This window comes from Streptococcus sp. SR4, from assembly GCF_000517725.1.
Lineage (GTDB): Bacteria > Bacillota > Bacilli > Lactobacillales > Streptococcaceae > Streptococcus > Streptococcus salivarius_F.
Window position 1 is genome coordinate 73760 of the sequence record NZ_AZYW01000048.1, and the last position, 21962, is coordinate 95721.

Below are 21962 nucleotides of genomic sequence, written 5' to 3' on the forward strand. Positions count from 1 at the left end.
AAATTATCTTCCTACCACTTTGCTTAAATTCTAAAAAATAATATAGAAAAAATTTTTGATGGAAAACCTACCACTCCAATATAAGGACTATTTAGCTGAATAGAAACTGAGTTGACATTAATTATAACATGAAAACCGGCCCTAATTTATCAGTATAAACCTTGCAAGCCTTAAGATTTAACCCTCCTCCTCAAGCATTTCTACTCCCATTATGCTATAATGGATAAGCGTTTTATGCTTTATCACAACTAAAATAACAACCATTATCAATAACAAGAAAGGAAGTACACCATGTCTTTTGACGGCTTTTTTCTTCATCATATGACGGCTGAGCTACGTGAACAGGTGCTTTACGGGCGTATCCAGAAAGTTAATCAGCCTTTTGAACGTGAGTTGGTCCTGACAATTCGTAACAATCGTCAAAATTACAAGCTTCTGCTTTCGGCTCACCCTGTCTTTGGGCGTATTCAGACGACCAAGTCTGACTTGCCAAATCCACAGAATCCAAACACCTATACCATGATTATGCGGAAATACCTTCAGGGAGCGGTTATCGAGGATATTCAGCAGGTAGAAAATGATCGTGTTCTGGAGATTTCCGTATCAAACAAAAACGAAATCGGTGACAGTGTCAAGGTTACTCTGGTCATGGAAATTATGGGGAAACACTCCAATATTATCCTGATTGACAAAAACGAGAGCAAAATCATCGAGTCTATTAAGCATGTTGGTTTCTCACAAAATAGTTACCGTACTATTCTGCCTGGGTCTACCTATATCGCTCCACCTAAGACAGACGCCAAGAATCCATTTGACATTGCAGACGAAAAGCTCTTTGAAATCCTACAAACCGAGGATTTGTCAGCTAGAAACCTTCAAAAACTTTTCCAAGGTTTGGGGCGTGATACGGCCAATGAATTATCAGCTTTACTTGAGACTGATAAGCTCAAGAATTTCCGTGCCTTCTTCAATCGTGAAGTAGAGCCAAACTTAACGACAAAAGCATTTTCAGCTGTAAGATTCTCTGATAGTCAGGACCAACCTGAGTTTGAAACCTTGTCTGCCCTTTTGGACTACTACTATTTGGATAAGGCGGCGCGTGACCGTGTGGCTCAACAGGCTAGTGATTTAATCCATCGTGTGCAAAATGAGCTGGAAAAAAACAAGAAGAAACTTGTTAAACAGGAAAAAGAGCTTGCGGCGACTGAAAATGCTGAGGAGTTCCGTCAAAAAGGTGAACTGTTGACCACCTACCTTAGCATGGTGCCAAACGACAAGGATAGTGTCGAGCTAGACAACTACTACACTGGTGAAAAGATTACAATTCCCCTAAATGTGGCCCTAACGCCTAACCAAAATGCTCAGCGTTACTTCAAAAAATACCAGAAACTCAAGGAAGCTGTTAAGCACTTAACTGGTTTGATTGAGGAAACCAAGCAGACTATTGATTATTTGGAGAGTGTTGAATTCAGTCTTTCTCAAGCCAACATGGATGAAATCGAGGATATTCGTGAGGAGCTTGTTCAGGCTGGCTTTATAAAGCGTCGTTCAACTGACAAGCGCCACAAACGTAAGAAACCTGAACAGTATCTGGCTTCTGATGGCAAGACCATTATCATGGTTGGTCGTAACAACCTGCAAAATGAAGAGTTGACCTTCAAGATGGCTAAAAAGGGTGAGCTCTGGTTCCACGCCAAGGATATCCCAGGTAGTCACGTGGTTATCAAGGACAATCTTAACCCAACTGACGAGGTCAAGACTGATGCGGCTGAATTGGCAGCCTACTACTCTAAGGCACGTCTGTCAAACTTGGTTCAAGTCGATATGATTGATGTTAAGAAACTTAACAAACCAACAGCCGGTAAACCTGGATTTGTAACTTATACGGGACAAAAGACCTTACGTGTCACACCAACTGAAGAAAAAATTGATAGTATGCGGATGAAATAGTCTGCTTTATAAAATCAAACTCTCTTGTTATAGAAACGAGAGAGTTTTTCTATGTTTTCATTAGAGCAATTTCTTTAAGTGATGAATGAGTTTTTCTTCTAGTTTTCATTACATTTTTCCGATGTCTGTGCTAAACTATAAGGGTAATCACATATATAAAAGGAGACTTTCAGTATGAAGGCTCTTATGTCATATACGAGTTCTGTTTTAGAATGGTTAGGGCGCTATGTGGGGCTCTTAGTCTTTGGGCTACTATTTGTGACTGCTTTGATTGTTCGCACGACCATGATGACGGGATACTTTGAGTGGGCGGAGATTAGTAGCGTCCCTTGGTATGTTTATGTTTCAGGTGGGGCCATTCTGCTTTTGACCCTTCTCTGGCCTAAGCTCTTAAAAGAACTGACAACAAAGCAGGTTTTCCTCTTTTTTACAGCTTGCTTTGTGAGTTTTGGGCTACTTCTGATTTTCCTGACCAGTTTTGCCGGTCGAGATGATGCGGGGACTGTCTTTAAAGGAGCAGTCCAGTTTAATGCAGGCAATTTCTCCTTGATTAAACCAGGAGCCTACTTCTTCCGCTATCCTCATCAGTTGGGATTGCTTAGTTTTGAACGCTTGGTTCTCTATCTAATTCCTTTACCAGTTATATCTGTTTTCTATGTATTGAATCTTGGCATGGTCATTGGTATGAACTATGCCACATGGAAAATCACGGAAGAACTGTTTCAGAGACCTTTAGTCAGTCGTACGGCTGTCATCATGAGTTTTGGTTTCTTGCCCTTAGTCTTTAACATTATGTTTGCCTATGGGCTTATGTATGGATTGTTCTTTGCTAGTTTTGCCATTCTCTTCTTTCTCCGTTACTTGAGACGAGGTAAGGTTAGAAATGCCATTCTTTCGGTGCTTATGCTGACCTTGGCCTACTGGGTGCGAAGCAATAACATCATTCTCATTATTGCGCTATCTGGTATTCTAATACTCTTAACACTTAGAGAGAAACGTTACCGCTATTTGCTTTTGGTTTTGGCTTTCTTTGCCTTTCCTATGAGCTTGCATAAGGCGACGACCAGTTACTATGAGATTACCACCCATCAAAAAATTCCTGGAACGCCTCAGATTGCTTGGCTGGCTATGGGCTTACAGGACGAACCTGATTCTAAACGCATGCCAGGATGGTACACTGGCTATGTCCGTGACATTTACGCCAAGAAAAAGGGGAATATCGAAAAGATTGAAAAAAGTGCTAATCATCTTTTTGATAAGCGTGTTCAATATCTCCTAGCCCATCCTGATGAAGCCAGTTGGTTTTTCAGCACCAAGTTTATCAGCTCTTGGACAGAGGGGAGTTTCCAGTCCATCTGGAATGGCCCAAGTAAAGACAAGTTTCAGCCACTGTGGAATAGGTTTGCGACTTCCATCTATCACGATGGGACCCTACATCTCTTTTTTGTGACCTATATGCAAGGCTATCTCCTAGTCCTCTATCTTGGTGGTGTTTTCTACTATGCTTTCACTTATAAACGAATGGGAGACGGTGCAACCATAGGACTTTATGCCTTTCTCTACCTCTTTGGTGGCATCCTCTTTCACCTTATTTCAGAGACTAAAAGCCAGTACACCCTACCTTATATTTACTTACAGATTCCAATGATTGCGGCGGGCTACAACCATATGACACAAATACTTAGCCGCTATCTAAAAAATAGGCGAAAGTCATCCTAGGATGGCTTTTTGTCATTGTTTCACAATTACAATCTTGCTATAATAAGTCTATGAAAAATTCGTCAGTTGATCTTTTACGAGGCCCTATTTTGCGGTCTCTTTTAATCTTTGCCCTACCAATTCTGATATCCAATATTTTCCAGCAACTCTACAATACTGCGGATGTCATGATTGTGGGACGCTTTCTAGGTCCAGATGCCTTGGCTGCTGTAGGAGCTTCTTCTGCTATTTTTGATTTGGTTATCGGATTTGCCTTAGGTGTTGGAAATGGTATGGGAGTTGTTATCGCACGTTACTATGGTGCACAAGACTATAGGAAACTACGTCAGTCTGTGGCGGCCACAGTTGTCATCGGTCTGGGCTTAAGTGCCTTGGTTATGATTCTAGGACATTTCGGGCTCTATCCTTTGCTACGATTTTTAGGGACACCTGCTTCTATCATTGGGCAGTCCTACCAGTATATTTCTATGATTGTCTCCTGTGTTGGGGTAACTTTGGGTTATAATCTGTGTGCTGGTCTCCTCAGAGCAGTTGGTGATAGTCTGACAGCCCTCTATTTTCTGATTTTTTCAGCTCTGGTCAATATCATTTTAGACCTTTTCTTTATTACACAACTCCATCTTGGGGTTCAATCAGCAGGCTTGGCAACGATTATTTCTCAAGGACTTTCGGCAATTCTCTGTCTTTACTATATTAAGAAAAAAGTGACCTTCCTTCTACCAAGTAAGTCAAATTTTGTTCTTGATTCAAGTCTCTATTTGGACCTTTTTGGACAAGGCATGGCCATGGGACTCATGAATTCCATTGTTTCTATTGGGACTGTAACCTTACAGTATGCCATTAACGGCTTTGGTCCTCTCATCATTAGCGCTCAAGTGGCGGCAAGACGGATTATGTCCTTTGCTGTTCTCCCTTTGACTTCACTTGCTGCTGGGGTGACCACCTTCACCTCACAAAACTTCGGGGCCAAACAGTTTAAACGCATAGTGGCTGGTTTAAAACAATCTTGTCTTGTTTCTATCACTTGGTCTGTCATTGCTTGTGTCCTTCTCTATATAGCAACTCCCTTTTTGGCTGGTTTTATCTCTGGTTCTGATAATGCTGTGATTATTGACAACGCCAGTCGCTACCTCCGTATCAGTTCTCTCTTTTATCCTATTTTAGGAATGCTTTTCATTTTTAGAAATAGTCTCCAAGGCCTAGGTAAAAAACTCACACCTTTAACCTCTAGTTTCATTGAGCTTTTTGGAAAAATTCTCTTTGTTCTTTTGGTTATTCCTTCTATGGGCTACCTTGGTGTTATCCTATGCGAGCCCTTGATTTGGATTCCCATGACCATTCAGCTCTATTTTGCCTTGAGGAAACATATTCGACGCTTGTTTATCAGTTAGACTACTTTTGAACATAGAAAAAACGACCATCACGGTCGTTTTTAGTTTAATTTAATCCCCATTCATCAGAGATCTGTTTCATTATGGCCTCTTGGGAGACAATCCCAAAGCCCAGCATGTAGGTTGAGTAATCAGCATAAATTACCTTGTTATTTTGAACTGCCTTTAAGCTACTCCAGACAGGGTTATTTTTAAGTTTGTTTTCTAGGAGCTCTTGAGAATCTGCTTGAACAATCAGGAGGTCCGGATTAATGTCTTTTAGTTTATCTGGATCGATAACTTGGAACATATCATCTGGATTGAAGGTTTCAGCACGATTGAAATGATAAGTATCATACAGATAACCAAAATGCCCGTAAGCATAATAACGGATGTCATTGTCAGTCACGCGCAGATACATGAGTTTTTGATTGCCAAACTTAGCTTTGACATTCTCTGCGAAAACGGCCTCCCTAGCATCCAATCTATCGAGGTCCTTCTTCATCTCATCACGTTTATCAAAGATTTCTGCCACCTTGAGAGAGGTTTCATGATAGTCCCAATTTTCATCGGTGTTGATTTGGTAGCCAACAGTCGGTGCAATCTCAGACAGCTCCTCGTAGAGGTCTTCCTGCTCGCCTGTCATAAGGATTAAATCAGGTTTTAACTCAGCAATCTTATCCAAATCTGGATTACCCTGCCAACCAACTGAAACCACTTTGGCATCCTTGTATTGTTTCTTAAAGAGGGTTGAAAGTTCTTGACTATCAGCTTGACCAGTTGTCGCTCCTACTGGAGTAATATCCAGAGGATCTAAGATTTCGCCATAGAGGTTGTCGAGGATAACGATACGTTTTGGAGCTTTTTTCAACTCTGTCGTACCAAAATCATGGACAATCGTTTTCTCCTTAAAAGTCTGACTTGTTTTATTTGACTCTGCATTATGTCCAGACGTCATGTCTGGCAAGTAATACAGTAAAAGACCAGAAATAATGGCCAGAATAGCTAATAAATAAAGAAGATTTATTTTTTTCATGGCAACTCCTCGATAAGATCGGATTAAATCGTTACTTTAAAGTTATCTTAAAACTTCTTTAATGTCAATCACTTACTGATTCGTTCAAGCCTATATTTTTGATTATATTGTTTTGATACTTCAAACAATCCTAGATTAGGATGCTTAAGCCCTAATAACAACCTTTTAGTTATCTGAACTGTGTTATAATGATAGGTAACATTGGAGGGAAATTATGTTAGATCAGCTTTCATTTAAAGGACAATGGCGACAGTATCAACAACGTATTCTTGATAAATCAGAAAGTTTTATGGGTGATGGAAAGATTCACTTGGTCGCTGCTCCTGGCTCTGGAAAAACGACCTTAGGAATTGAATTCATACGGCGTTTTGGTAATCCAACTTTAATTCTAGTTCCGACAGTTACTATCCGCCAACAATGGGTGGACCGGATCAAACAAGCTTTTTTAAGTGATGCTAACCAAGCAGAACAACTCATTTCACAAGACTTAAAGAGGCCTAAAATGATTACGGTTGCGACTTATCAGGCATTACATAGTTCCATGAACCAAGTTGTTGGTGATGGTCTTATCGAAGACACAGATGATACAGCTCAACAAGAGCATTTTAATTTTCAAGATTTCGATATCCGAAAAACATTTGAGGATAAAGATTTAGGGACTCTTTGTTTGGATGAGTGCCATCATTTAAGAAATGAATGGTGGAAGAGTTTGGAGAGTTTTCGTAAAGCTTTTCCAAAAATCAAGATGATTTCTTTAACTGCGACACCCCCATACGAGGGAGAACCCGCACTTTGGGAGCGTTATATCAGCATGTGTGGTGAGATTGATGAAGAAATTACAGTGCCTGAACTGGTTAAGGAAGGGACGCTCTGTCCTCACCAGGACTATGTCTACTTCGCCTTTCCAACTAAGGAAGAACGAACACAATTAGATCAGTTTGAAAAGCAGAAACTTAACTTTCTAACTAAACTGTCTACAGATATAAACTTCTCAAACACCATTCAGTCTAGTCCGGCACTAAGTAACCAAATTAGCGATGATGACCTATTGGCTAATCCTAAATATCTTTCTGCTATCCTGATTTTTTTACGGTCTAAAGAATTACCTTTTCCTCAACGTTTTCAAGAACTTCTCGCTACAAAAACCTTGCCAACCTTTACGCTTGAGTGGTTTGAAACCTTGCTTAATGGCATTATTTTTCAGGTTCCAAATTGGTTTGGATTTACTGAGGAAGCCTTTAACCAACTGAAAAGTGATTTGAAAGCAAACGGTCTTATCGAAAGAAATCAAGTAAAACTTATCCGGAATAAGAAACAAGATGTCCTGCTCAATCAATCATTGGGAAAACTCAATGCTGTTAGAGATATTTTTAAGGCAGAATACCAGGCTCTAGGAACTAATCTTCGCCAACTTGTTTTGACAGACTTTATACGTAAGGATTTTCAAGTTCATTTAGGTGATAAAAATGCTCAATTTACCCAACTAGGTGTCCTCTCTTACTTTGAATCTATTCGAAGAGAAATGATTGAACAGACTTGGACAGTACCTGTAGCTGTATTGACAGGAAGTTTAGTGATTATTCCAACTTCAACTAAAGAACATCTAGAGCGACTCATTCCTAATTCTCGTTTATCCTATGATGTTATTGGACAGTTGAGCCAAGAGGACTATCTTAAGGTCAGTATTTCTGGTTCCTATCATGATTTGGTTACTGCTCTTACTCAGCTTTTCCAAGAGGGATATATCAAAGTGATTATTGGGACAAAGTCTTTATTGGGCGAAGGTTGGGATGCACCTTGTGTTAACTCACTTATTTTAGCTAGTTTTGTTGGAAGTTTCATGCTAAGCAATCAGATGCGTGGTCGTGCCATCCGTGTTTGGCCTGACAATCCTAATAAAACAAGTAGTATCTGGCATTTGGTTTCTATTAATTTATCACCAAAGAAATGGTTTGAAATTCAAAATGCCGAAGAAAAATATGATGAGACATTAGAGCTACAGTTGTATGGACTTAGTCCTGACCTAGACTTGTTAGATAGGCGTATGACACAGTTTCTTGGTCTCCATTATTCAGAGCTCACTATCGAATCTGGCATTGATCGACTTGAACTCAATCAAATAACTTTTAGCCAAAAGGGTCTAGAAAAACTTAATCAAAATGCCATTACACTATCTCAAAAACGTCATGAGCTTAAGGACCGTTGGCAAGAAGCTCTACCGCTTAACGAAGAAATGGAAGTTGCTAATGAGGTTGAAGTCGACAAACAATTTTTACCGTTAGCATACCTTAATGATTGGATGAAGGCCTTACTTATTTCTCAAGCCTTTGCTGCCACTTATTTTATTATTGATTTGGGAAGATATCTAATTGTTGGGAAGCCGTTTAATCAAAGCCTACCGATATTCTTACTTGCGCTACTTGTACTGGCTATCTTTTGGGGAAGATATTTTATCTATAAGAGTCCCTATAAACGTTTGGAAATTTTTGGCAAAGCTATCCACCAAGCCCTTCTGGATTCAGGTCAGATTGAGACTAAAGAGTCTGCTCCTAGAGTAGTAAAAGATAGTAAACAGGCAATTTATAACGCTATCTATCTCAAAGGTGCTACCATGAGGGAGAAAGAAATCTTTGCTCAGGCTTTGACTGAGTTTTTCGCTCCTATCGAAAATCAACGCTATATCCTAAAGTCTTGTCACAAGATGAAAGACCAAACCGAATTTTTTGCCGTTCCAAGTATGTTTGAAAAGCGTAAGACAGATGCAGAGTCCTTCCTCCGACACATCCAAAAAAGTGTCGGAAAATATAACCTCATTTATACGAGAAGTGTTCAAGGTCGTCCTATTCTACTGGAAGCCCGTATCAAGGCACTTGGAAATAAGCAAGAACGTACTGTTACCCATAAAAAAGTCATGTCAACTTTAGAATAATCAATAGCCCTAACCACTTAAACCGTTTTTATCATGATATAATAAACCAACGACACTATATTGGAGAATTCTATGACACTCACACACATTTTTTTCGACCTTGATGGTACTCTCGTTGATAGTTCTGAGGGAATCCACAATGGTTTTGTTCAAACCTTTGAAAGACTAGGCCTCCCTGTTCCTAGTGATCAGAAAATTCGTACCTTTATGGGACCACCTCTCGAGGTAACCTTTAAAGAAGAGATTAGCGAAGAAGGTGCTGACCAAGCTGTCAAAATTTATCGTGACTATTATGAGACTAAAGGACAATTGGAGGCTCACCTCTATGATGGCATAAAAGAAATCCTTCAACAACTTAGTCAAGATTCTAGCAAGAGAATCTTTATTACAACTTCCAAAAATGAGCCTACTGCTCTAGAAATGTGCGAGTACCTTGGCATCACTGAGTTTTTTGACGGCATCTATGGGGCCACACCTGCTGCTTTCCACAAGGCTGACGTCTTGCAGCGTGCTATTGCTGAAAATAATGCGAATAAGGACCAGTCTGTCATTGTTGGCGACACCAAGTATGACATGATTGGCGGAAAAACAGTTGGTATCAAGACCTTGGCTGTTACCTGGGGATTTGGGACAAACGAAACCCTCTTGGCAGAAAATCCTGATTTTGTAGCTGATACTGTCCAAGAACTCTGGGATATTTTGAATAATAATTGATATTAAAAAAGAGCATAACCATACAAGCATGCTCTTTTTGTCGCTGGTCAACAGGGACAATCTCCTGTTGAGTTTTTTAATTCCCTCACCATCGCTTATCAAACTAAATCCCTAATCGGTCGGTTATGTTAAGATAGAAGTAGCTCATAGTTTTTCCTCGGATTCTGTTTGTGTGGTTACTTACAGTTTACACCAATGAAACGCTATGAGTTTTTTATTGCACTTATATTGTATATTCAAGAGATAAAAAATCACCAACATACAATGTATGACTACCTCATTACATATAAAGGATAAGACAAAGGTGGTAAAATGAAAGCGTAATTTTATGGTGATGTACGATTTTTGTGTAAAACATTCTACAGTACAATGAGAATATTTTGGAAAATTTGAACTCAACAAGTCTGATTTTGTGTTCGAAAGGTGGCTATTGTTTTTTAATGTATAGAGTAACAGTCATTATGCACCATACTCAATCACAATTGTATCAAGGTATTGAGAGATTTTAAAAGATTTTCTTTTTTTTTACAAGAAATCTTGTGCAAAAAAGACAGATTTCTCAAAATTTTGAATCTGTCTTTCTTTACTTAATATACTGTTCGTGTATGGACCCGCCCGTTTGGAGCTTCAAATTCGTATTCTAAGTAATCCTGATAGGTCCCTGGTGCAATCACTCCACGCACATCTAATACAGCCGTTCCCGCCTGTCCCACAATGGAATCTGCTAACAGGCAGCAATTCGTAGACAGAACAAAGTAAGATTTAAAACGCGAAGAAGTAAATTTATATAGCTCAGCCCCTAAATCATATTTCAATTTGTAAGCGTAGGTCGGCTGACCGTCTTCCAGTAACCTACTAGGTGGATCCCAAGGTTCTAACAACTGATCAATTTCAGCTAGACGCTTCTCTACTGCCTGATTCTCTTCTTCGGTAAGGGATAGGCTGTAGCCAAACAGCGTCTTTTGACTCTCTTTTTTACATAGTTCGATGTATGGTTCCTTATCCACTTTAAACAGTACGCCATCCCCAATCGTCCCAAATAGACGCTCTGAAAAGGGATCGTAACTTCCGTAAGAAATGACCTTCCCCTGATAACAAATATCTACATGCCCAATCGCTCCAAATAAGTTGCTGTCAGAAGTATGAACCAAAATTTCTAATTCCCTTGCCTCTTCTTCTTTTTTCACCAATCGATAAGGGCCTGTGTGTCCCGCCGAGCTCCCTTTTTGAAGAAACTGGTTAAACCGTTTTAACTCCTTAGCAGGGATAAAGGCTGCAAAGATAACCGGTAGGCTAATACGAAAGCGACGTTTTAACTCTTGGCCTTGTTGGTCTTTGTCAAATAAAATACCATCTCGAATATTAGAAATCCCCAACAAGACCAGATAAGCCCCCAAGAGGATAAATTGGAAGTGCCCATCTGAACCAGGTTCCAAGACAGTTGCTAGACCAATCCCACCGTTTAAAAGCGCATCCCATAAATAGAGCCAGCCTCCTTTTACCCGATTGGCCTTATAAAGCCAAAATGTGATCCCATAGACAATGGCACTCCCCAACTGATATGCCCCTAAACAAATCACAACTAAGTTTACGGGCAGACTACTCAGTCGATTCAACCAGATCAACGCAAGTGAAAGAAAAATAAACCAAATAGAGTGGCTATAGGAAATAGACTTGCTACGTAACAAAAAGCGAAGAAGAAAGCTTCCTAGTCCATCAACTAAAAAGTAAATGGCTAATAGATCCAAGGAAAATTTTGTGAAACCAACACCGTTTCGAAAAATGAGGATCCCAAAAATGACGGCAAGAACCCCAAACAATAAAGTCCGTCTTCTTGCAACTTCTTCAACAGATAATTTTCTCACCATGACACCCTCCTTCAGAGATCAAAGGTCTTTAGACAAATACTATTTTATCAAGTATAACAGCAGAAATCATCTACTAGAATTTTTCTCATTAGTCAATCACAATCATAGATTTAATAGACTTGCGTTCATCCATATCTTTATAGGCTTGATTAATATCTTCCAATTTATAACTTGTCGTAAAAACTCGGCCTGGATTGATATCTCCATCCAATACAGCCTTGAGCAAGAGTTGTTTGTTGTAGGTAGTAACAGAGGCTGGTCCGCCACCAATCGTTGTATTTTGTCCAAAGGTTGATCCAATGGCACGATTTTCATAATGTGGAACACCAACAAATCCCATACGCCCCCCATTGTGAAGGACTCCAAGAGCTTGGTCCACCGCTGCTTCAGTACCGACACATTCGAGAGCTGCATCCGCTCCTCCCCCTAGAATTTCACGGACTTTGGCAATGCCTTCCTCACCACGTTCAGCAACAACTGCTGTCGCACCTGACTCCAAAGCCATTTGTTGGCGGTCTTCGTGACGACTCATAAGGATGATTTGTGAGGCACCACGCATCTTAGCTGCGATGACAGCACATTGACCGACAGCACCATCTCCAATAACGACCACCTTGTCACCCTTTTGCACATTAGCAACACGTGCCGCATGGTAACCCGTCGGCATGACATCAGCTAGTGTCAAAAGTGACTTGAGCATGCCTTCACTATAATCTGAAGGTTGCCCAGGAATTTTGACAAGGGCCCAATTGGCAAAGTGGAATCGAATATACTCAGCCTGAACGCCACCAGACCAGTTATTACCTGGGTGGTTGTCACATGACCCATCAAAGCCCACACGACAGGCATCACACTGTCCACAACCGTGTGTGAAAGGGGCAATGACAAAGTCACCAGCTTTCACCGTAGTAACGTCATCACCAACTTCTTCGACAATTCCGATAGCCTCATGACCGCTATTTCTGTGTCCTTCTTCCATTTCCGGATTGCGGTAACTCCAAAGGTCCGATCCACAAACGCAAGTACGGACAATACGGATAATGGCATCATCCTGAGCCTCAATTTGTGGGCGGTCAATTTCTGCCAGACCAACCTGACCAGCTTTAGTGTAAACTGCAGATTTCATATGTTTACCTCTTTTTCTTTAGTTACTGTTAGTATACACTTTTAATTAAGCTCTGGCTCAAATCAAGCATTCCAAATTATTTTCAAACAAGAGCAATTAATCATATTTTTTCCCATACTTCTTTTCTAGCATTTTCTTGACAAGATAAGGCATTTTTACATTTTCTCGGCCTTTCTTGGCAATTAACTTCTTCACAAAATCTGGCATTTGGATATCATTCTCTTCTTCCAAAATCTGACTTGTACTTGATGGAGCTTCCAACTCATCAAAGGTCTCCAGCTGAGGTTGATAGTCACTATAGTCACCGTCTATATGAGACTGAATTGTCGAAAGAAGTGCCTTGATTAAACGAGGATCGCTATTTGGCATAGGAGGTCTGTGATAGGCTACACCTAGCTCTTGGCAAAGCTCTTTACATTCCACATCATTGTCAAAAAGAACCTCAATATGCTCACTAATAAAAGCAATAGGAACAAAAATATAGTGGTCAGGGTGGTCACTCTCATCTCGCAGATATTCTAAAACATCAGGCTTAATCCAAGGAATACCTATATCACTCTCACTCTGCCAAGTATTGGTGTACTGCTCTTCCCTAAGTCCTAAATTCTCCGCAATCAATCGGCTATTGTCATAAATCTGGTCGATATAGGGGTCACCAAAATCTAGTGCCAAAACTGGGACACTGTGGGCTGAAAAAATCACCTTATAGCTATCGTCTCCAATCTGATCTAAAATCTTTCGGATTTCATCAGCCCAATAGTGAAGTAGAGAAGGTTCGCGGTACCAGTCCTTGATAATTTGGAACTTAATTTGATCACTTTCTAAAAATTTTTCATAGCCCATGACTGAATAGTATGAATAATGGGGCTCTAGAATCAAACACAAACACTCTTCAATTCCGTCATTCTCCATCTCTTTAATCGCATCAATGATGAAAGGTCGGGAAAATTTATTTGCAAAGTTAACCGACACTTGTTCTCCAAGAGCGGAAGCAACCAAGTCAACTTCTTTTTTTGTTATCCTTTGGAGCGGCGTTCCACCGATTCGTAGGTAATGGTCATATAAGGTCTGAATTTCATGTGGTTCGGGACGAACTCCACGTCGTATATTTGTGAAAAATTCTGCTACTCCTTCATAGGTAATCTCTTCTGGGGACCCAAAAGTCATCATCAATACAGCTCTTTTACTCATAATTACTCCTTGTTCCACGTTAGTTCTATTTTATCATGAAAAGGCTTACTTTAGTTAACTTAGTATCAAAAAAACTCCTAGAGACAAACTCTAAGAGTTTAAATAACGTTTCTTAATGATGATGACCATTTCCTTGATTTTGACCCACTTCCAACTCCTCAATATTACGTTTATGGGCTCGGTGGGTGGCTAGGTCTTCATCAACCTCAATGGTAACGTTTTGAAAACCACAATCTTTGAGCAAGGTACGAATCGCTTCTTTACAATTCTCCATGTGGTTGACATGCTCTAGACAAACATGGACGATGGCGTTTTTTTCCAGGCCATCCATGGTCCAAAGATTAAGCTGATTGATACTAGCCACATAGTCCAACTGCTCCAAATCACTCTTAACCTGCTGGATATCCACTCCTTCTGGCACGGCATCTAGGAAAATCCTGAGCGTACTCCAAAAACGTGGAATGGCTTTTGACAGAATAAAGAAGGAAATAGCAAGAGATAAGAGCGGATCCAGAATATACCAGTCGGTAAATCGGAGGACAATAGCCATTAGAATGACAGCCACCCAACCCAGAGTATCTTCCAGAAAATGCAGGCTAAGAATAGATTCATTCTTGGTTTGCCCTTTGCGAATGACAAGACTTGCCAATACATTAATGCTGACTGCAATGATTCCAAGCCAGAGAATGCCCTCATCGTTGACAGGTTGTGGATGAAAGAGTTTCGTTATATTTTCCAAAATAACTAAAACGGACCCTGTCATGAGAATCACTGCCGTTACCATGGCCCCCAAAAGGCTAAAGCGCTTGTAGCCCAAGGTATAGTGGCTATCTTCTTCACGATTTGAAATGCTCTCCAAAAAGGCAGAAATCCCAATAGCAATCGCATCTCCCAAATCATGGACGGAATCAGCCAGGACTGCGCTGGATCCAAAAATCCCTCCTGCAATAAACTCAACAATGGCATAGCCTAAATTCAAGAAAAAAGCCAGCCAGACCGCATGTTTTGTCTTCATAATCCTAAATCCTCTGATATAATAGATTTATGAACATCTTGTTCATTATCTATTATCCACTACTATCAACAGAAAGGATAGGGGCAAACCGTTTAGGGTGTACGTTACTGAACAGTTTGTTCAAAGTGTCCATATGACCGCTCAGGATCGTCGTATTACTAAGACTCGAAAAGCCATCTATAATGCTTTTTTACAATTACTCAACCAAAAAGACTACGAGGCCATCACCGTTCAGGAAATCATTGACCTTGCTGATGTGGGGCGCTCAACCTTTTACAGCCATTACGAGAGTAAGGAGTTACTACTGGATGAACTCTGCCAAAAGCTCTTTCATCATCTCTTTGAGCATGCTGAACACCTCTCTCCACAAGACTACCTGGCCCATATCTTTCAGCATTTCAAGAAAAATCAAGACCATGTAACCAGTCTCTTGCTCTCTAAAAACGATTATTTTATCCGGCAGCTACAAAAAGAACTTGAACACGATGTCTACCCAATGGTAGCCGACGAACTAATCCATGCTCATCCAACCATCCCTCACTCTTACCTCAAGCACCTGGTCGTCAGTCACTTCATTGAAACTCTCAGTTGGTGGTTAAAAAAAGGTAAATCTTACACAGAACAAGAAGTCGTTCAGTTTTATTTGGAGATTCTGAAAGTAGGGTCGAACTAGAAAGGGGTGTTTTCAATGTCCAGCGTGCAATTTTACTTTCTCTTTCCAGCGCTCTTTATGCTTCATGAACTGGAAGAAATCGTTTGGATGCCATCCTTTATCAAAAAAATATCAATCCAGTATCCAAACAATCGAATCCTATCTTATTACACTCCTTTTGCTTTCAATGCCATTGTCTTGGAGCAATTTCTGATCCTAATGACGTCGCTATATCTTAGTTCCCAGTTTAACAACTATAGCATTTACGCAAGCATCATAATCGCTTATATCTACCATGTCTTAGGACATTTGATTCAGACAGTTGTTATTCGAAAATATGTGCCTGGGTTGTTAACGGGCATTTTAACAAGTTTGTTTGCTCTTTGCAATCTCAAAAATGAATTTCCAATTAAACTTTATAGTTACTCTCTTTTTACCTTATTGGTTATTATTTTAAATCTTGTAGTATCATTTATGATTCTTCATAAAATCAGTCATAAAAAATAGTACTCAGGCAATCATATCTTAGAAAGGAAACCCTATGTTCTTCCACATTCTTCTCGGCTTTTTTACAGCCTTCTTTGCCCTTGCTTTTGCTCTTCTTCACTTATTGGCTTCACTTTCTGAAGTTAAAAAAGGGAATCACACTCTAGGAAATACATTTCTCCTCATCGGAAGTAGCCTTGCGACCTTATCTCTCATCCTCTACTTCTTTTTACCGATTGTCGCTCTAGTCCTTTGGCTGATCGGCTGTGATTTGATTTGCTACGGGGCCTATTGGAATGGGAAACACAAAGGAAACTTCCACCCAGTCCACCACCTGATTCGGGTGGGCATCGCTCTGGTCCTTACCATCTTGTTAGCCTTGTTATAAGAAAAGCTCAAGTTTTCAGAAAAAACTTGAGCTCTTTTATTATTCTATACATCATCCAAAATGCTATACCTTTTACAGTTTATATCCTTTTTAACTCCCCTATTTTCTATTTTTTAAAAGTGAGGACTGTTTTTTCTTGCTAGGAACGAATCAAAACTGCATTTTTCAAAAAAGCGATTACCTTTCGAATGTGACTAGCATTGGTGCCAAGGCTAGTTGCTAGTGCTTTAGAACGCAATGACTCCTTGCTCTTACTAATCATCATTAGGATATGTAAAGCAAGACTTCCTTACTTCACTTTTTTTAAATGATCAGGCCATGTGACTTGTTGTCAAACTCTAAAATGGGAATCGTGTGTTGCTAAATCATAAATCACCTCTTGTAAATTTGTACTATTGTACCAAAAGCTGACGAAGTATCAAGGCGTTGTCTTTAGCAATCCAGAAAACTTCTCTTCCATGCATATAAGAAATCGTTGCACTGCTGGAGAAATTGGCCTCTACCTTCCATTTCTTTTTCATAATACTATTTTTACTTTTTTATTCATTATACAAGTAAGACTGAAGAAAATGCAATTAAAATCCTTAAAAAGTCTTTGTAAACTGCAATAAAAGGCTCTATAATTTCTGTAGTGGGTAAAACCACCATAGGAATTATGGAGCCTATTTTGTTGTAGAAAAAAAGTCCCATAAGACCTATAATGAAAAGTGACCAAACCATCATTAGAAAGAATCTTATGGAACAATTAAATTTTATCACAAACTTACTCGTAATTAAAGACAAGAACATCAAGATTTTTGATTATTTTGATGCTGGAACACATAAAGAAGTCATCGATAAGCTAGATGATTATCCTGCACCTATGTGCCCTCGCTGCTTAGGACAAATGGCTAAATATGACTTCCAAAAAGAATCTAAAATCCCCTACCTAGAGTGTGCAGGCTATAAGATACTCATTCGATTAAGAAAACGTCGTTTCCGTTGTAAAGTCTGCGGGAAAATGGCTGTCTCAGAGACTTCCTTAGTCAAAAAGAATCACCAAATCGCGACCATCGTCAACCAGAAAATCACTCAAAGATTAATCGAGAAAGTCCCTATGACGGCTATCGCAGACAGTCTATCTGTCTCTACTTCGACAGTCATTCGTAACTGGAAACTCATTCAACAGGATAGTAGTAAACTCAGCGATAGACGTTTTTATCGCCCGACTTTTCGCTCACACTTGACCAATAAAGAGATTTTAGAAAAGCTGCTTTCATACTCTCAAGAACTTAGAAAGCACTATGACCTCTTACAGGCAGATACCTATATCATGGCGGTGATTAATAACTAACATTTGGATACTCTAACAGAGCTGAGTGAGTTGGAGAGGAAGGGCTGCTTTCTTCCCCAATGATTAATGAATCAATATAAGTATTTTTAAGAGGGATTTAAGGAAAAATTTAACTTTTACTTAAGCCTTTTTTATTTTAGGATATTATACTAGAGCCATCAAATAAAGAAAAACTCTAAGGAGAATCCTATGAAATTCAATCAAAATCAAAGATATACTCGTTGGTCTATTCGCCGTCTCAGTGTCGGTGTTGCCTCAGTTGTTGTGGCTAGTGGTTTCTTTGTCCTAGTTGGGCAACCAAGTTATGCAAGTGCCGATGTCGTCAATCCGACCCCTGCTCAAGTCGTACCAGACGCTGCTTCGGTGAGTGAAAAGAGCGACTTACCAGCTGAACTTCTCAAAGAAGCAGTCGATACAGCTCTTCCTTCAGAACAGGTAAACTCAGCACCTAAAGCAAGCTTGGATACTACAAGCTCTCCAGAAAAATCGGATGTGACTGCTGAAGACCAAGTAGTAGCACCAAAAGAAGAAGTGCAAGCAAAATCAGAATCTAAGAAAGAAACAGAAGATGTGGTTGAACCTGCGACAAATCCTGCGCCTGCCGTCTCTGGACAAGACCGTGATGCAAGTGAAGCTCAACCAGCAACCACCCCAGCTGAAGTACAAAAAGGTGTAGCCGACAACACTAAAGATACGGTTGATGTTCCAGCTACATACTTGGACAAGGCCAATTTCCCTGGTCCATTCACAGCCGGTGTTAACCAAGTCATTCCATATGAATTCTTCGCTGGTGACGGTATGTTAACTCGCCTTATCTTGAAAGCATCAGACAAGGCTCCATGGTCAGACAACGGTTCGGCTAAAAATCCTGTCCTTCCACCAGTAGAGAAATTGGGCAAAGGCCTCTACTTCTATGAAGTAGACTTGGCAGATACCCAAGGAAAATCAGATAAAGAGCTTCTTGACCTCTTGAAACAAAATGGTACTCAAAGTTATAAAGCTACTATTAAAGTGTACGGAGCTAAAGATGGCAAACCTGACTTAACAAATCTTGTAGCGACTAAAGATTTGACTGTTAATTTGAACGCTTCAACCACTCCAACTCAGATTAAAGAGTCTATTGTTAACAATGTCAAAGACATGATTGATGTTCCGGCTAGCTACCTTGATAAGGCTAAGGTTCCTGGACCTTTCTTGGCCGGAGTCAACCAAGTTATACCATACGAAGCTTTTGGTGGAGATGGGATGTTGACTCGCCTTATCTTGAAATCATCTGACAAGGCCCCTTGGTCAGACAATGGAATGGATAAAAATCCTGCTTTATTGCCACTTGAAGGCTTGGCTAAAGGCCAATATTTCTACGAAGTGGATTTGAATGGCAATACGGTTGGCAAAGATGGTCAGGCCTTGCTGGAGCAAGTTCGAGCTAACGGAACCCATACGTATCTAGCTACTGTTAAAGTCTATGGCGCTAAAGACGGCAAACCTGATTTGACCAATCTGATTGCTACTCGTCAAGTAACGATTCAGCTTCGTGGAAAAGAAATGGCGACAATACCATCTCAACAAGGTCAGATGAATACGAAGCCTTCTGAAACAGGCTCTACAGGTACGACTGAGGGTATGATGGGTACAAATCATTATATGTCAGATATGAAAGTAGATCAACCAGCTTCTAGCCCAATGGCTAATATGATGAAAAAAGATGATAAAGCGATGCTACCAAATACTGGGGAAGCTAAAACAGCTACAGCTGGCCTTGGTATCTTTGGTCTAACCTTGGCAGGGCTTGTTGGACTTTTGGGTTTGACAACCAAACGAGAAGATTAAGATTCAAATCACTTAAACATTAGAGAAAACAGTGTTATACTAAAGCAAGTGTAACACTGTTTTTATCGAAGGAGTGTCAAATGAAAAAGACAATTTTGCTGGTTGATGATGAGATAAATATTCTAGATATTCAAAACCGCTATCTTATACAGGCTGGTTATGACGTTTTAGTCGCCCATGATGGTAAAGAGGGATTAGAGCTTTTTAGAAAAAAATCTATCGACCTTATTATCACAGATATCATGATGCCCAATATGGACGGTTATGATTTTATCAGTGAAGTTCAGTATATCGCCCCGAATCAACCCTTCCTCTTCACAACTGCTAAGACAAGCGAACAGGATAAGATTTATGGATTAAGTTTGGGGGCAGATGATTTTATAGTCAAACCCTTTAGCCCACGCGAATTAGTTTTAAGAGTGAATAATATCTTGCGTCGCCTTAGCCGTGGGGGAGAGACAGAACAGATCGAGTTTGGTGACTTGGTAATCAACCATGTGACTCATGAGGTCCGCCTTGGGGAGCAACCTTTGGAATTGACAGTAAAATCCTTTGAACTTCTATGGGTATTGGCCAGCAATCCTGAGAGAGTCTTTTCAAAGACGGAACTTTACGAGAAGGTATGGCAAGAGGACTATGTGGATGATACCAATACACTCAATGTTCATATTCATGCTTTGAGGCAAAAATTGACCAAGTATACGAATTCAAATGCTCCTGCTATCAAAACTGTCTGGGGTTTGGGCTATAAGATGGAAAAGCCAAGAGGTAGAAAATGAAATTAAAAAACTATATTTTAGTGGGTTATCTAGTGTCTACTATACTGACTATTTTGGTCGTTTTCTGGGCAGTCCAACGAATGTTGATTGATAAAAGTGAAGTTTACTTTCTAGTTGGAATGACCTTGATTGCTAGTTTCATTGGCGCTGCAGTGAGCATCTTTCTTTTGTCGCCTGTTTTCTCTTCTCTGAAACATTTGAAAAAACAAGCTCAGAATATAGCAAGCAAGGATTTCAGCACAGAAATTGAAACCAAAGGCCCATTAGAATTTCAAGAGCTGGACCAGGCTTTTAATGACATGTCCCACAAATTGCAGGCTACCTTTCAATCACTTGATGAGAGCGAGCAAGAAAAGAGAATGATGATTGCGCAGCTCTCTCACGATATTAAAACTCCCATTACCTCCATTCAGGTTACTGTGGAGGGAATTCTAGATGGAGTGATTAAGGAAGAGGAGCGGCTCCACTACTTATCCACGATTGGTCGGCAAACTGAGCGTCTAAACAAGCTAGTGGAGGAATTGGATGTTTTGACTCTTAATACACAACCTCAAGATACTGCTGATGAAGAAGTCGAAGAGATCTTTTTAGATCAGCTGTTGATTGAGTCAATGAGTGAATTTCAACTCCAGATTGAACAAGAAGAGCGAGATGTTTACATTCAAGTGTCACCTGAGTCGGCGAAAATCAAGAGCCATTCTGACAAACTTTCTCGCATTCTGGTCAATTTGTTAAACAATGCCTTTAAATATTCAGAACCAGGAACCAGAATCGAGGTTCTTGCCCAATTAACAGAACAAGAGCTGACAATCAGTGTGAAAGACGAGGGTCAGGGGATTCTTCCTGAAGATTTGGAAAAGATCTATAAACGCCTTTATCGTGTCGAAACTTCGCGCAATATGAAAACAGGTGGTCATGGCTTAGGCCTTGCAATTGCACGAGAACTAGCCCATCAGCTTGGTGGCGAAATCACAGCAGAAAGTCAGTATGGCTTAGGAAGCAAGTTTACATTCAGCCTTAGTTTGAAATAAAACCGTAAAATCCCTTTACAAATCTAGCTTTTCATGGTTCAACAGCCTTTGTGCGAAATGACAGCAGGACAAAATGAAGCTCGTCAATAGGTGCAGTTTATCACTATGGATATGTCTGGGGCTTATATTCCACTTGCCAAAAGGTTTTTTCCAAACGCTAAAATCGTTCTTGATTGTTTCCACATTATTCAGCACCTTAGTCGAGCCTTGAAAAATCACTGGAGACTCTTTCAAAAGGACAGCCGTAAGTTATCTCTCAATTCTTTTTACTCACAAACCTTCCGACAAACTTTAGTACCACATGAAATCATTGAGAAGACACTAGGCCTTTCAGAAGAGCTTACCGACTACTATACTCTTTATCAGCTTTTGCTTTTTCACTTTCAGGAGAAAAGAGTAGATGAGTTTTTTGAGCTCATTCAAGAAAACTTAAATTTCGTCAATCATTATTTTCAAACTGTCTTTAGGACTTTTCTTAGACACAAACAATACATCAAAAACTCACTAGAAACAGACTATTCAAACGCAAAACTCGAAGCGACTAA

At 40.0% G+C, this 21962-nt stretch carries 16 protein-coding genes and 3 pseudogenes; 13 read left to right on the plus strand and 6 right to left on the minus strand.

Annotated features, from left to right (window positions below; genetic code table 11):
- Window positions 1–291 precede the first annotated feature (291 nt).
- From HMPREF1519_RS06760 to HMPREF1519_RS06770, 3 genes are all read left to right on the plus strand, one after another.
- Window positions 292–1950, plus strand: coding sequence for an Rqc2 family fibronectin-binding protein (locus HMPREF1519_RS06760; RefSeq protein WP_037611617.1), 1659 nt, complete (start codon window positions 292–294; stop codon window positions 1948–1950).
- A gap of 174 nt (window positions 1951–2124) precedes the next feature.
- On the plus strand, window positions 2125–3669 hold the full coding sequence (locus HMPREF1519_RS06765; RefSeq protein ID WP_037611618.1) for a membrane protein: 1545 nt from the start codon (window positions 2125–2127) through the stop codon (window positions 3667–3669).
- Between the two features lie 50 nt (window positions 3670–3719).
- Complete coding sequence (locus HMPREF1519_RS06770) at window positions 3720–5060, plus strand: MATE family efflux transporter (RefSeq protein WP_037603236.1); 1341 nt, start codon at window positions 3720–3722, stop codon at window positions 5058–5060.
- A 46-nt stretch (window positions 5061–5106) separates the two neighbouring features.
- Here HMPREF1519_RS06770 and HMPREF1519_RS06775 read toward each other — a convergent pair whose 3' ends face one another.
- Entirely contained in the window at window positions 5107–6075 is a 969-nt protein-coding gene (locus tag HMPREF1519_RS06775; protein ID WP_037603234.1) for an ABC transporter substrate-binding protein, read from the minus strand.
- 214 nt (window positions 6076–6289) lie between these two features.
- On the opposite strand from HMPREF1519_RS06775, the gene HMPREF1519_RS06780 reads away from it, so the two are divergent.
- Window positions 6290–9004, plus strand: a complete 2715-nt coding sequence (locus HMPREF1519_RS06780) for a DEAD/DEAH box helicase family protein (protein ID WP_037611619.1) — start codon at window positions 6290–6292, stop codon at window positions 9002–9004.
- 72 nt (window positions 9005–9076) lie between these two features.
- Window positions 9077–9718 carry an HAD hydrolase-like protein gene (locus tag HMPREF1519_RS06785; protein WP_037611620.1) on the plus strand — a complete coding sequence of 214 codons (642 nt, stop codon included), beginning with the start codon at window positions 9077–9079 and terminating at the stop codon, window positions 9716–9718.
- Window positions 9719–10305: 587 nt separating this feature from the next.
- On the opposite strand, the gene HMPREF1519_RS06790 is transcribed toward HMPREF1519_RS06785, so the two are convergent.
- From HMPREF1519_RS06790 to HMPREF1519_RS06805, 4 genes are all read right to left on the minus strand, one after another.
- On the minus strand, window positions 10306–11586 hold the full coding sequence (locus HMPREF1519_RS06790; RefSeq protein WP_023024458.1) for a DUF308 domain-containing protein: 1281 nt from the start codon (window positions 11584–11586) through the stop codon (window positions 10306–10308).
- Between the two features lie 88 nt (window positions 11587–11674).
- Window positions 11675–12712, minus strand: coding sequence for a zinc-binding dehydrogenase (locus tag HMPREF1519_RS06795; protein WP_037611622.1), 1038 nt, complete (start codon window positions 12710–12712; stop codon window positions 11675–11677).
- 96 nt (window positions 12713–12808) lie between these two features.
- Window positions 12809–13903: a ferrochelatase gene (gene hemH, locus HMPREF1519_RS06800; RefSeq protein WP_037603224.1), complete on the minus strand. Its 1095-nt coding sequence runs from the start codon at window positions 13901–13903 to the stop codon at window positions 12809–12811.
- A 112-nt stretch (window positions 13904–14015) separates the two neighbouring features.
- Complete coding sequence (locus HMPREF1519_RS06805) at window positions 14016–14918, minus strand: cation diffusion facilitator family transporter (RefSeq protein WP_037603222.1); 903 nt, start codon at window positions 14916–14918, stop codon at window positions 14016–14018.
- Window positions 14919–15051: 133 nt separating this feature from the next.
- Here HMPREF1519_RS06805 and HMPREF1519_RS06810 point away from each other — a divergent pair, with 133 nt between their 5' ends.
- The 3 genes from HMPREF1519_RS06810 to HMPREF1519_RS06820 are packed head-to-tail and all read left to right on the plus strand — an operon-like array spanning window position 15052 to window position 16444.
- Window positions 15052–15591 carry a TetR/AcrR family transcriptional regulator gene (locus tag HMPREF1519_RS06810; RefSeq protein WP_037611623.1) on the plus strand — a complete coding sequence of 180 codons (540 nt, stop codon included), beginning with the start codon at window positions 15052–15054 and terminating at the stop codon, window positions 15589–15591.
- A gap of 15 nt (window positions 15592–15606) precedes the next feature.
- Entirely contained in the window at window positions 15607–16077 is a 471-nt protein-coding gene (locus tag HMPREF1519_RS06815; RefSeq protein ID WP_037611624.1) for an HXXEE domain-containing protein, read from the plus strand.
- 34 nt (window positions 16078–16111) lie between these two features.
- Window positions 16112–16444: a hypothetical protein gene (locus HMPREF1519_RS06820; protein ID WP_037611626.1), complete on the plus strand. Its 333-nt coding sequence runs from the start codon at window positions 16112–16114 to the stop codon at window positions 16442–16444.
- A gap of 142 nt (window positions 16445–16586) precedes the next feature.
- Here HMPREF1519_RS06820 and HMPREF1519_RS06825 read toward each other — a convergent pair.
- A pseudogene (locus tag HMPREF1519_RS06825) lies at window positions 16587–16730 on the minus strand (Rrf2 family transcriptional regulator); the annotation flags it as partial.
- Between the two features lie 450 nt (window positions 16731–17180).
- Here HMPREF1519_RS06825 and HMPREF1519_RS06830 point away from each other — a divergent pair.
- The 5 genes and pseudogenes from HMPREF1519_RS06830 to HMPREF1519_RS06850 all read left to right on the plus strand — a co-directional run.
- Window positions 17181–17741: pseudogene (locus tag HMPREF1519_RS06830) on the plus strand (transposase family protein); the annotation flags it as partial.
- Window positions 17742–17966: 225 nt separating this feature from the next.
- Entirely contained in the window at window positions 17967–19607 is a 1641-nt protein-coding gene (locus tag HMPREF1519_RS06835) for an SSURE domain-containing protein (protein ID WP_037611629.1), read from the plus strand.
- An 80-nt stretch (window positions 19608–19687) separates the two neighbouring features.
- Window positions 19688–20386 (plus strand): response regulator transcription factor, encoded by a 699-nt coding sequence (locus tag HMPREF1519_RS06840; RefSeq protein ID WP_037611630.1) that lies wholly within the window; start codon window positions 19688–19690, stop codon window positions 20384–20386.
- Window positions 20383–21417 (plus strand): sensor histidine kinase, encoded by a 1035-nt coding sequence (locus tag HMPREF1519_RS06845; RefSeq protein ID WP_037611632.1) that lies wholly within the window; start codon window positions 20383–20385, stop codon window positions 21415–21417. The genes HMPREF1519_RS06840 and HMPREF1519_RS06845 overlap by 4 nt, the downstream gene beginning before the upstream one ends.
- A gap of 90 nt (window positions 21418–21507) precedes the next feature.
- Window positions 21508–21962: pseudogene (locus HMPREF1519_RS06850) on the plus strand (transposase); the annotation flags it as partial.

What these genes read in the sequence shown, in the direction of transcription:
- HMPREF1519_RS06790 (WP_023024458.1), bottom strand. Translation starts at nt 11,586, where the DNA reads ATGGTGAGAAAATTATCTGTTGAAGAAGTTGCAAGAAGACGGACTTTA.
- HMPREF1519_RS06845 (WP_037611632.1), top strand. Translation starts at nt 20,383, where the DNA reads ATGAAATTAAAAAACTATATTTTAGTGGGTTATCTAGTGTCTACTATA.
- HMPREF1519_RS06785 (WP_037611620.1), top strand. Translation starts at nt 9,077, where the DNA reads ATGACACTCACACACATTTTTTTCGACCTTGATGGTACTCTCGTTGAT.
- HMPREF1519_RS06835 (WP_037611629.1), top strand. Translation starts at nt 17,967, where the DNA reads ATGAAATTCAATCAAAATCAAAGATATACTCGTTGGTCTATTCGCCGT.
- HMPREF1519_RS06815 (WP_037611624.1), top strand. Translation starts at nt 15,607, where the DNA reads ATGTCCAGCGTGCAATTTTACTTTCTCTTTCCAGCGCTCTTTATGCTT.
- HMPREF1519_RS06795 (WP_037611622.1), bottom strand. Translation starts at nt 12,712, where the DNA reads ATGAAATCTGCAGTTTACACTAAAGCTGGTCAGGTTGGTCTGGCAGAA.
- HMPREF1519_RS06775 (WP_037603234.1), bottom strand. Translation starts at nt 6,075, where the DNA reads ATGAAAAAAATAAATCTTCTTTATTTATTAGCTATTCTGGCCATTATT.
- HMPREF1519_RS06760 (WP_037611617.1), top strand. Translation starts at nt 292, where the DNA reads ATGTCTTTTGACGGCTTTTTTCTTCATCATATGACGGCTGAGCTACGT.
- HMPREF1519_RS06770 (WP_037603236.1), top strand. Translation starts at nt 3,720, where the DNA reads ATGAAAAATTCGTCAGTTGATCTTTTACGAGGCCCTATTTTGCGGTCT.
- hemH (WP_037603224.1), bottom strand. Translation starts at nt 13,903, where the DNA reads ATGAGTAAAAGAGCTGTATTGATGATGACTTTTGGGTCCCCAGAAGAG.
- HMPREF1519_RS06805 (WP_037603222.1), bottom strand. Translation starts at nt 14,918, where the DNA reads ATGAAGACAAAACATGCGGTCTGGCTGGCTTTTTTCTTGAATTTAGGC.
- HMPREF1519_RS06810 (WP_037611623.1), top strand. Translation starts at nt 15,052, where the DNA reads ATGACCGCTCAGGATCGTCGTATTACTAAGACTCGAAAAGCCATCTAT.
- HMPREF1519_RS06820 (WP_037611626.1), top strand. Translation starts at nt 16,112, where the DNA reads ATGTTCTTCCACATTCTTCTCGGCTTTTTTACAGCCTTCTTTGCCCTT.
- HMPREF1519_RS06765 (WP_037611618.1), top strand. Translation starts at nt 2,125, where the DNA reads ATGAAGGCTCTTATGTCATATACGAGTTCTGTTTTAGAATGGTTAGGG.
- HMPREF1519_RS06780 (WP_037611619.1), top strand. Translation starts at nt 6,290, where the DNA reads ATGTTAGATCAGCTTTCATTTAAAGGACAATGGCGACAGTATCAACAA.
- HMPREF1519_RS06840 (WP_037611630.1), top strand. Translation starts at nt 19,688, where the DNA reads ATGAAAAAGACAATTTTGCTGGTTGATGATGAGATAAATATTCTAGAT.